The 10,334-nt window shown below is 72.2% G+C and carries 10 protein-coding genes; 7 read left to right on the top strand and 3 right to left on the bottom strand.

Going from position 1 to position 10,334, the window contains the following annotated elements:
- Positions 1-85 precede the first annotated feature (85 nt).
- Positions 86-709: a TetR/AcrR family transcriptional regulator gene (locus AQJ54_RS37290; protein WP_062245598.1), complete on the bottom strand. Its 624-nt coding sequence runs from the start codon at positions 707-709 to the stop codon at positions 86-88.
- Positions 710-815: 106 nt separating this feature from the next.
- On the opposite strand from AQJ54_RS37290, the gene AQJ54_RS37285 reads away from it, so the two are divergent.
- A complete protein-coding gene (locus AQJ54_RS37285) occupies positions 816-1,727 on the top strand; it encodes an SCO6745 family protein (RefSeq protein ID WP_062245299.1) in 912 nt (303 codons plus the stop codon).
- Positions 1,728-1,745: 18 nt separating this feature from the next.
- Positions 1,746-2,342, top strand: coding sequence for a nucleotidyltransferase family protein (locus tag AQJ54_RS37280; protein ID WP_062245296.1), 597 nt, complete (start codon positions 1,746-1,748; stop codon positions 2,340-2,342).
- 303 nt (positions 2,343-2,645) lie between these two features.
- On the opposite strand, the gene AQJ54_RS37275 is transcribed toward AQJ54_RS37280, so the two are convergent.
- On the bottom strand, positions 2,646-2,840 hold the full coding sequence (locus tag AQJ54_RS37275; protein ID WP_062245293.1) for an antitoxin: 195 nt from the start codon (positions 2,838-2,840) through the stop codon (positions 2,646-2,648).
- A 201-nt stretch (positions 2,841-3,041) separates the two neighbouring features.
- Between AQJ54_RS37275 and AQJ54_RS37270 the strand changes: the two genes are divergently transcribed.
- A complete protein-coding gene (locus AQJ54_RS37270; protein ID WP_107121217.1) occupies positions 3,042-3,761 on the top strand; it encodes an HNH endonuclease family protein in 720 nt (239 codons plus the stop codon).
- Between the two features lie 73 nt (positions 3,762-3,834).
- A complete protein-coding gene (locus tag AQJ54_RS37265; protein WP_062029992.1) occupies positions 3,835-4,578 on the top strand; it encodes a GNAT family N-acetyltransferase in 744 nt (247 codons plus the stop codon).
- Positions 4,579-4,632: 54 nt separating this feature from the next.
- Here the strand turns inward: AQJ54_RS37265 and AQJ54_RS37260 are convergent, their stop codons facing one another.
- Complete coding sequence (locus AQJ54_RS37260; RefSeq protein ID WP_062245289.1) at positions 4,633-5,427, bottom strand: hypothetical protein; 795 nt, start codon at positions 5,425-5,427, stop codon at positions 4,633-4,635.
- Positions 5,428-5,707: 280 nt separating this feature from the next.
- Between AQJ54_RS37260 and AQJ54_RS37255 the strand changes: the two genes are divergently transcribed.
- The 3 genes from AQJ54_RS37255 (at position 5,708) to AQJ54_RS37245 (ending at position 10,137) form a co-directional block, all read left to right on the top strand.
- Entirely contained in the window at positions 5,708-7,858 is a 2,151-nt protein-coding gene (locus AQJ54_RS37255) for an N-6 DNA methylase (protein ID WP_062245286.1), read from the top strand.
- A 111-nt stretch (positions 7,859-7,969) separates the two neighbouring features.
- Positions 7,970-8,605, top strand: a complete 636-nt coding sequence (locus tag AQJ54_RS37250; RefSeq protein ID WP_062245283.1) for a hypothetical protein — start codon at positions 7,970-7,972, stop codon at positions 8,603-8,605.
- A gap of 38 nt (positions 8,606-8,643) precedes the next feature.
- Positions 8,644-10,137 carry a serine/threonine-protein kinase gene (locus tag AQJ54_RS37245; protein ID WP_282959645.1) on the top strand — a complete coding sequence of 498 codons (1,494 nt, stop codon included), beginning with the start codon at positions 8,644-8,646 and terminating at the stop codon, positions 10,135-10,137.
- Positions 10,138-10,334: the final 197 nt, after the last annotated feature.

Genomic DNA, 10,334 nt, shown 5'->3' with positions numbered 1-10,334 from the left:
TCCAGCCGGTAACCGTCCCGTTCGCCGCGCGGGCTCCGCTCAAGTCGGCCCTGCGCGCTGCTCAAGTCGGGGCCCTGCGCGCTGCTCAGATCGGCCCTGCGCTCGCGGCGTGGGTTCCGCTCAGGCCGGCTCGGCGGAAGAGCGTCGTGGCCAGGGTTCGGAACACTTCCTCGGGGTCCTTGTCGCCGACCGGGCCGTCCAGGTTGTGGCTGAGCAGCAGCGTGGCGAAGCCGTGGGCGAGAGACCAGGCGGCGACTCCCGCGAGGCGCGCGTCGATGCCGAAGTCCTCGGCGCGGACGCCCGAGACCGCGCTGCGCAGGGCGTCGGTGGCCAGCGCCCGGCCCGTGGTGAGTTCGAGGTCGTCGGCGCGCAGGAGCCCGGGCGCGAACATCACCTGGAAGTGGGCCGGGTGCTCGCGGGCGAAGCGGACGTAGCGCACGCCCGCGTCCTTGAGGTCCGCGGCTTCCTTGAGCGCGGCCGCCAGCAGCCCGAAGCCTTCGGCGGCGATCGCGGTCAGGAGCCCGGTGCGGTCCTTGAAGTGGTGGGCCGGGGCCGCATGCGAGACCCCGGCCCGGCGGGCGAGGTCGCGCAGGCTCAGCGCGGCCGGGCCCTCGGCCGCGATGACGTCCAGCGCGGCGCCGAGGATCGCCCGGCGCAGATCGCCGTGGTGGTAGGGCCGGTCGGGCTTCGTGGTCTGCGCGGGTGCCATGGACATCAGAGTACGCGGGATCTAGGCATTGACAAGTTCGAGTCGGCGAGGCAATCTAGTCAGTGTCAAGTTCGAATGGGGCGGGACGAGGGGGAGGGGTTGTGTCATGTCGCTCTACGGCGATGAGGCGGCGGCTGCCGACGCGGTCGGCGGTGCTGTGGATCTGACCCGGGTGCGCCGGCTCTGGCACCTGCTGGAGCCGTTGCACGCGGTGCTGTACTACGCGCCGGAGGTCTTCGAGGAGGCGGCCGCCCTCGGGTACGACACGAAGGAGCGCTGGCCGAGCTACTTCCCCCTGCGTGCAGCGCCGTTGGGGGCGGTGGGCGCCGAGCGCGTGGCCTCCGCCTTCTACAGCTTCAGCCCACGCATGGTCGCCGAGCACATGGACTCGGCGTGGTCGGTCGCCGATCCTCACGCGGTGAAGGCGGCCCGGCTGCGGGGCGTCGACCGCGCCTACCGGGCCCTCTTCGGCGACCGTGTCGACGGCCCCGAGCTGGCGGAGGCCGCCCGACTCGCCCGGCGGGCCGCCGAGTCGGTGGACACGGCGGGGCGCCCGCTCGCCGCGGCCAACGCCGAACTGGAGTGGCCCGACGCCCCGCACCTCCAGCTGTGGCAGGCGGCCACGATCCTGCGCGAACACCGCGGAGACGGCCACATAGCGGCCCTGCTCGTATCCGGACTCGACCCGGTCGAGTCACTCGTCTCCTTCGCCGCGATCGGTGCCGCCTCCGTCGAGCGTTTCGGGAGCCGGGGCTGGAGCGCGGGCGAATGGCGGGCCGCGCGGGAGCGTCTGACGGCCCGCGGCCTGGTCGACGATAGCGGAGAGGCCACGGACGCCGGCCGCGACCTCCGGCACCGCGTGGAACACCAGACCGACCAACTGGCAGCCCAACCATGGCAGTTGCTCGGCGCGACGGACACCGACCGACTCGCGGACCTGCTCGGTGACTTCTGGGTCGCGGTGCTCTCCTCCGGACTGCTCCCCTCGGAGACCACACTGGGCATAGGCAGGGTCTGACCGTGATAGGCAGGGCGGGTGCTCGGACGACTCCCTCTCGGGGAACAACTGGACGGATTCCGCTCGGCCTTGGAGCGCAACGAGGTCCTGACCGAGGTCATGGCCGGAGCGGCGAGGCTTGACCTGCCGGGCTGGTACGTGACGGCGGGCTGCCTGTTCCAGACCGTGTGGAACGTGGTCACCGACAGACCTCCGACCCAGGGCATCAGGGACTACGACGTCTTCTACTTCGACGACACCGATCTGTCCTGGGAGGCCGAGGACGCCGCGATCAAGGCGGGGTGCGAGGTGTTCGAGGGGCTGCCGGCCGAGGTGGAGATCCGCAACGAGGCCCGGGTGCACCTCTGGTACGAGCGGAAGTTCGGCGTGCCCTGCCCGCCCTACGACTCCACGGAGTCCGCCATCGACCGTTTCGCCGCGACGACTTGCTGCCTGGGCGTGCGGCTGGAGCCGGGCGGCGAGTGGCGCGTCTACGCTCCGCACGGCCTCTCGGACGTGTTCAACCTCGTGCTCCGCCCCAACCCGGTCCTCGCCCCGAGGGAGGTCTACGAGTCCAAGGCCGCCCGCTGGAAGGAGGAATGGCCGGAGCTGACGGTGCTGCCGTGGCCGACCTGAGGCGACCGGGCTGGGGTGGCCAGCCAGGGGGTGCCGCTGAGGTGACCGGCCTGAGGGGACCGGCCAGGGGGCGCCGCTGAGGAGACCCGCCTGAGGTGACCGGCCAGGGGTGACCGGCCGCTTCGAGCCGGCTGAACTGCTCTGGCTCGGCGGGCCGTTGCTAGTTGGACGCGGGAGGCCGCCCGCGGAACGTGGGAGCCCTTGGGCGACCTCTCGGTCAGCCTGGTTCAACTCGCGGCGGAATGGCCCGCTCGGGCCGTGCCCGGCAGGCCGGCGTCCGTCCGCCCGCCTTGGAGCCTCTGTCTACGGCTGGTCGGGCCGGTCGGGCCGTTCGCGGTCCATGCCGAGCGACCCTTCGATCTTCTGCTGCGCGTCGTCGACCTGGCTCTCGTACTTGTTGCCCGTCCGGTCGTTGGCCTTGCGTTCCGCCATGTCGGACAGATCCTTGGCCTTGTCCTGGACCTGGCGGTTGCTCTTGAACCTGTCGAAGATGCCCATCCAGAGCTCCTTCCAGAGGTGACTCAGAATGACGATACGGCCGTTATGTCCCTGATGCCCACTCGAGGGGGTCTCGGAAGGGCCTCCCGGCCCATCTCTGTGTGCCGCGGTGCGCCCGATCGCTACGGTGTGCGCAACGCCCTGTCAGGGAAGGCGCTCCTTGCGGGGGCGGACCGGTTTGCAAGGGGAGGGGCGCACGTGATGCGTCTGAGGGGCGGGGTCACGGCTGCCGTCGTGATGGTGTTCGCCGTGGCAGGGTGCAAGGCGGAGACGACGACCACAGGGTCGGGTGGCCCGGAGGAGACCGGGGGCGCCTCGGGTGCTGCGCTCAGCGCCGCCAAGTCGCTCACTGTCAAGGGCCGGGCGCCCAAGACGGGTTACGACCGTGACAGGTTCGGCACCGCGTGGGCCGACACGGACTCGAACGACTGCGACACCCGCGACGACATACTCAAACGTGACCTGGAGGACGTGAAGTTCACCCGCGGCAGGTGCAAGGTCTCCTACGGCGTGCTGGAGTCGGATCCCTACTCGGGCAAGGAGGTGACCTACCGGCGGGGCCGCAGCCAGGTCGACATCGACCACGTGGTCGCGCTCTCCGACGCCTGGCAGAAGGGCGCCAAGTACTGGGACGCCGGCAAGCGCATAGCTCTGGCCAACGACCCGCTCAACCTCATCGCCGTCGACGCGAGCACCAACCGTTCCAAGGGGGACGGTGACACGGCGACCTGGCTGCCGCCCAACAAGCGGTACCGGTGCACCTACGTGGCCGCCCAGGTCGCCGTGAAGAAGAAGTACGAGCTGTGGGTCACGGCCGCCGAGAAGTCCGCGATGGAGAAGGTCCTCTCGGGCTGCCCCGGTCAGAAGCTGCCGACCGGCGGCAACCCGACGGCGGCACCGCCGAGGTTCCACGCGGACTGAGAGGCCGCAGCGCATCGGCCACGGGCGGGGAAATGCGCTTTCCGGTGCGCGGACCGCGCATTACGGTGATCGCATGGAGCCGAAGCTGTCGAGTCTCGCCGAGCGTCCCGAGATGCGGGAGCGCGTCCTCGGCATGGCCAACAGCTGGCCGGAGTTCGTGACACAGGACCCCGTGGGCAACGCCCACTACGGACGGATCTCCGACGAACTCCCCGAGTACGTGCTGTTCGCCGAGGACGAGCGGGGCGAGGTCGTCGCGCACGCCCACAGCGTGCCGTTCGCCCTCCACGCCGAGGGGCGCGGCGAACTGCCCGCCCGGGGCTGGGACGAGATGCTGGTGTGGGCGTTCGGGGACCTGCGCCGTGGCGTGCGGCCCGACACGGTCGGTGCCGTCTCGGTCGTCGTCGATCCGCGGCTCCAGGGGCGGGGCCTGTCCGCCCTGATGCTCTCGGCGATGCGCGACAACGCCCGTGCGCACGGCTTCAGTGAGGTCGTCGCCCCGGTCCGTCCCAGCGCCAAGCACCTGGAACCGCACACGCCCATCGAGGAGTACGCCCGTCGCGTACGGCCCGACGGCCTGCCCGCGGACCCCTGGCTGCGTGTGCACGCCCGGGCCGGTGCCGCCGTGCACGCGGTGGCGCCCGCCTCGATGACGGTGGCCGGTTCGCTGGAGCAGTGGCGTCACTGGACCGGGCTGCCCTTCGACACCCGGGGCGACATCGAGGTGCCGGGGGCGCTGGTGCCGGTGCGGTGCGAGCCGGAGCGCGGGTACGCGGTGTATGTGGAGCCCAACGTGTGGATGCGGCACGCCCTGTGAGCGTGCCGCGTCCTGGTGCCGTGCCGTCAGGCGTGGCGCCTCGGCACCGGCGGCTCAGCCGCCCAGGGCGTCCAGGTCCAGGATGTCGCCCGCGGGCTTCTGCGCCGGGACCGGCTTGTCGAAGTCGCTGAACGCGACCGAACCCTGGTCCGCCCCCGCCGTGCTGTCGACCCGCAGCAGATACGGCTTGCCCTCGGTGGCCACGTACAGGGTGTAGCGGTCCTTGCCGTCCTTCTCGTGCAGCGTGATGGCCGGCGCCCCGTCGACGGTGGTGGTCTTCCCGCGGCTCGCGTCGGAGGCGGTGTCCTCGGCGCCTCCGAGCACCTTGGTCAGGTCGCAGAAGTCCCCGAACTCCTTGCCGTTCGCGCCCGTCGCCTTCGTCTTGGTCCACTTGCCCGCCAGCATGGCCACGGCCGCGTCGGTGTTCGCCTTCGGCTCGCCCTTGCTCTGCTCGCGCAGCAGCGCCTCGTTGAACTTCATGTACACGAGGTCACCGGTCTTGATCAGGTCGACCTGGCCCTTGCTGCCCATGCCGATGGTGCCGGCGCACTCGCCCTTCTTGTTCAGTGCCACGTCGAGGCTGATGGTGCCACCGCTCTCCTCGTCGGGGATGTCGCCCTTCATGCGCAGTGCGGAGGCGCCGGTGGTCGCCTTCGCGGCCCGGTCGGCTATCTCCCCGCCGGTCAGCCCGGCGAACGGGTCCTTCTCGGCGGTCGGCTTGCCCGTCGCGGTGGACGCGCTGGACGTGCCCGTGCCGTTGTCCGCCGTGTCCTGGCCCGGCTGGCATCCGGTGAGTCCTGCGGTGGCCGCGGCGGCGATGCAGAGGGCGGCAAGTGCGGTACGACGCATGGCGATTCCTTGGTGGTGAAACGGCGAGATGGAGTGAAGTGCGGTGAAGAGGCGAGGCGAGCCGAAAGGGGTGACCCCCTCCTCACGTGATGGCCACCGCCTGATCCGGCGGCCGCTTCGTTCGCTGGGTCAATAAGACCAGAGCCTGTGAACCGAGTCAACACGATTCACAAGATGGGATGTGTACACGGCCGTGAAGGGGTAGATCTTGCATGCGTCGGTATGCTCGGCGACACACGCGGGCCGCACGGGTGGCGCGGCACGACGAGGGGAGCGGGCGGTGCGGGACAACGCGACGGAGGTGACCGCCGCCGGTATCGCACGGCTGGCCGGGGTGGGCCGTGCGGCCGTGAGCAACTGGCGGCGCCGCCACGCGGACTTCCCGAGACCCGTCGGCGGCACCGAGACCAGCCCGTCCTTCGCGCTCGCCGAGGTCGAATCGTGGCTGCGCAAGCAGGGGAAACTTGCCGAGGTGCCGCTGCGGGAGCGGGTCTGGCAGCAGCTCTCCGGGCATCCCGACGGCCCGGTCACCGCCCTCACCCACGCGGGCTGCGCCCTGCTGCTGATCCACGACCGTCCGCCGGTCTGGCTGGATGTGAGCGCCGGCTCCGACGAACGCCTCGCATCGATGCTGCCCGGAGCGCTGCGGGACGTCCTGACACCGCGCTTCGGGGAGGAGCCGGCCGCCGACGCCTCGGGAGTCCCGGACACCCCGGCTGCTGTGAACACTCCCGGTACCGTTCACGGATCGCCGGGCACCCCTCGCCCCTCCGCTGTGAACACCTCGGCCGCCGTGAACACCCGAACGGCGCTTCGCACTCCGACCGCCTCCGAACTCCTCCCCTCCGCCCCCCTCCTGCGGGGTGTCGCCGAACTGGCCGCCGAGCTGGGCGCCCGCCAGACCTTCGAGTTCCTGCTGGGACGGCATCTGGACGCCAACCCGCGCCAGTACACGCTCACGCCCGCCGAGCTGGCCGGTCTCATGGCCGATCTCGTGGGGCCCGCCCGCACCGTCCTCGACCCGGCCTGTGGCACCGGCGCCCTGCTGCGGGCCGCCGCCACCCGCCCCGACCAGCGGCTCCATGCCCAGGACAGCGTCCCCGAACTTGCCGCGCTCACCATGCTCCGGCTCGCCCTGCACACCTGGTCCACCGTCCGCGGCGCCACCGGCGACAGCCTGCGCGCCGACGCCTACCCCCACCTGCACGCCGACGCCGTCCTGTGCCACCCGCCGTTCAACGAGCGCAACTGGGGCCATGACGAACTCGCCTACGACCCCCGCTGGGAGTACGGCTTCCCGGCCCGCACCGAGTCCGAGCTCGCCTGGGTCCAGCACGCGCTCGCCCGCCTCAAGGACGGCGGCGCCGGCGTCCTGCTCATGCCGCCCGCCGCCGCCTCCCGCCGCTCGGGCCGCCGTATCCGAGCCGACCTGCTGCGCCGCGGTGCCCTGCGCGCCGTGATCGCCCTGCCGGTCGGGGCGGCACCGCCGTACAACATCCCGCTGCATCTGTGGGTGCTGCGCCGCCCGGAGAAGGCGCCAGCGCAGCCGGAGGTGCTGCTCGTCGACGTGGGCCGGTTCGCGGGCGAGGGACGCGGTGGGCCGGACTGGCGGGCCGTGCGCGAGGCCGTCCTCGACGCCTGGCAGGCCTTCGGCCGGGCCGGCCGTTTCGCCGAACGCCCCGGTCTGGCCCGGGCGCTGCCCGTCATCGACCTCCTCGACGACGACGTGGACCTCGCTCCCGCCCGCCATCTGCCGCCGCCCACCGCCGCGGACGGGGCCGAACAGCTCACGGCCGTGCGCGAGCGCCTGGGCGAGACCCTGCGGCTGACCGCCGACCTCACCCCGCCGCCCGCCGCCGGCGCGCGTCCCGCGCGGTGGCCGCTCACCACCATCGGCGAACTCGCGCGCGGGGGCGCCCTGGTGCTGCGCACGGGCGGAAGCGGCGGCCACGCGCGTGTGGCCGTCCTCACCGACCACGACGTCCTCTCCGGGACCGCCCCCTCCGGCACGCTCCCCGAGAGCGACGAGGAGGCCGTGCTGACCGAGCCCGGCGATGTCGTCGTACCGGTGCTGGGCGGGGGTTCGGTGGCGCGCGTGATCGACGGGGCGACCGGCGGCGCCGCCCTGGGGCGCAACCTCGTGCTCCTGCGCCCCGACCCCGCGGCCCTCGACCCCTGGTTCCTCGCCGGCTTCCTGCGCGGCACCGCCAACAACCGACAGGCCAGCAGCTACGCCTCCACCGCGACCCGCCTGGACGTGCGCCGGCTCCAACTGCCCCGGCTGCCGCTCGAAGAGCAACTGCGCTACGGCGAACGCTTCCGCGCGCTCGACGAGTTCGAGCGCGCCCTCAGGCACGCGGGCCGCCTAGGCGAGCAACTCGTGCGCGGGATGTACGACGGCCTCACGGACGGGACGGTCGCGCCCCATTGAGTGGCGCACCCGACTGATCAGGACGACAACGGTTCGGTACAACCCGTGACCTGTTGTCGGTATCGGCCTATACGCTCGAACCCCACATCGAATCCCGGTTCAGGAGCGTTCATGTACGGCCACGGCGCGGCGCCGCCCGCTCGCGACTCGGGCACGGTCATCACCCTGCGCGTGGTGCTCGCCGCCGTCGGTTTCCTCTCGTGCGGCCTGCTCGCCTGCGCGCCCCTGTTCCGGGTCGCGTTCCTGCGCGGACGGGCCGTCGACTGGGTACTGGCCTGGGCCAGCCTTCCGATGTCCATCGCGTGCTTCGCGGTGGTCGGCGCGCTGCCCGAGGCCGACCACAGGACCGACGTCGCCATGTCGCTGGTCCTGCTCCTGGGCCTGTTCAGCAGTGTGTACTTCCTGGTGATGGACATCCGGGTGCACCAGCAGCGGCGGTTCGCGGGCTATCCGCCGCCGCAGGGCCCGACCGTCCACACGGGCTACGGCTACCCGCAGCCGACACCGCCGTTCACGTCGACGCCGCAGCCGCAGCCGCAGCCGCAGCCGCCGGTTCCCGCACCCGGAGTCGTCCCGCCCCCGCCGCAGCGCCCCGCGCCCGCCCGCATCGACCAGGTGCGCGCCGAACTCGACGAGCTCAGCGACTACCTGCGCAAGCACGACAGCGGCCACGGCGGCGGCACGGGCGGCACGGGCGGCGGCATCGGCGGCGACAGCACCGGCGGCCACCACGACGGCGGCAGGTGACCGTGGCGACAGGGCGTGTCGTCGCAGGCCGCTATGAACTGTCCACGCTCATCGGACAGGGCGGCATGGGCCAGGTCTGGACGGCCTACGACCAGCGGCTCGACCGGCGCGTGGCGGTGAAGCTGCTGCGCCCCGACAAGGTGGCCGGGCAGGAGGCGGACGAACTGCGCCGCCGGTTCGTGCGGGAGTGCCGGGTGACCGCGCAGGTCGACCACCCGGGGCTCGTCACCGTGCACGACGCGGGCAGCGAGGGCGAGGAGCTGTTCCTCGTCATGCAGTACGTCGACGGCGCGGACCTCTCCGACCATCTCGCCGAGCACGACCCGTACCCCTGGCAGTGGGCGGTCGCGGTCGCCGCGCAGCTGTGCGCCGTGCTCAGCGCCGTGCACGCCGTGCCGATCGTGCACCGCGACCTCAAGCCGCGGAACGTCATGGTGAAGCAGGACGGCACGGTCACCGTCCTCGACCTGGGCGTGGCCTCGGTCATGGACACCGACACCACCCGTCTCACGCACACCGGTTCGCCGATCGGCTCGCCCGCCTACATGGCGCCGGAGCAGGCCATGGGCGGCTCGGTCGGCCCGTACACCGACCTGTACGCGCTCGGCGTGCTGCTGCACGAACTCCTCAGCGGAGACGTCCCGTTCGCCGGCTCCACGGCCCTCGGCGTCCTGCACCGGCACCTGTACGAGCCGCCGCTGCCCGTGCGCCGCACCCGCCCCGAGGTCCCCGAGACGCTCGAAGCGCTCGTCCTGCGACTGCTCGCCAAGGACCCCCAGCACCGCCCGGCCTCCGCACAGGACGTCTACGAGGAACTGGCGCTGCTGCTGCCCGCGCGCGGGATGCCGACCGGAGCGCCCCTCGACCCCACCCGCCCCTTCCTGCGTCCGCACGCCCCCTGGCCGGACCGCGCGCGCACCCCCGCGCCCCAGCCCGCACCCGTCACGCCCGTCCCGGACAAGGCCGAGAAGCCCGACGTCGCGCGTGCGGTCGACGAGGTCAAGCGGCTCCTCGGCGAGGGCCGCATCACCCAGGCCGTCGACATCCTCGGCGCGATCCTGCCCACGGCCGCCGAACAGCACGGCGTCAACTCCCCGGTCGTCCGCACCCTGCGCAAGCAGTACGCCGCCACCCTTATGGACGACGGCCAGTACCGGCGCGCGCTGCCCGAACTGCGCCACCTCGCCGACGAACGCGCCGCCGAGGCCGGCCATGCCGACCCGCAGTCCCTGCGCTTCCGTTACGACGCCGCCCAGTGCCTGGAACAACTCGGCGAGCCGGCGGCCGCGCTGGCCGAGTACCGCGCGCTGCTGCCGTACTACGAGAACCAGTACGTGGCAGGCGACCCCGAGCTCGCCCATGACGTCCGCCGCCGGATCGGCCACCTCCTGCTCGCGCTCGGCGACCGTCCGGCCGCCCACGACACCCTCGCGCGGCTGCTGCACGACGTCGAACGGCTCCAGGGCCCCGGCCACCCGCTCGCGGCCGAGGTCCGCCGGACCCTGCAATGGCTGGGCCAGGTGCGAGGCTGAAGCGGACACCGGGTACCTTTGCGCTGCGTTTCAGCCATGCACAGCACAACCAGGGGTGGGGTCGTCCATGTCGTCCGAGTCATCTGAGTCATCTGAGTCATCTGAGTCATCTGAGTCATCTGAGTCATCTGCGTCGTCCGAGTCGTCTGCGCCGTCCGGGTCCAGCCGGACCGGCCGGTCCGGTCACCGGCAGTCGA

Origin of the sequence: Streptomyces griseorubiginosus (assembly GCF_001514195.1) — a bacterium.
Lineage (GTDB): Bacteria > Actinomycetota > Actinomycetes > Streptomycetales > Streptomycetaceae > Streptomyces > Streptomyces griseorubiginosus.
Note: the sequence above shows the minus strand (reverse complement) of the source record. Positions and strands in the feature narration are given on the sequence as shown.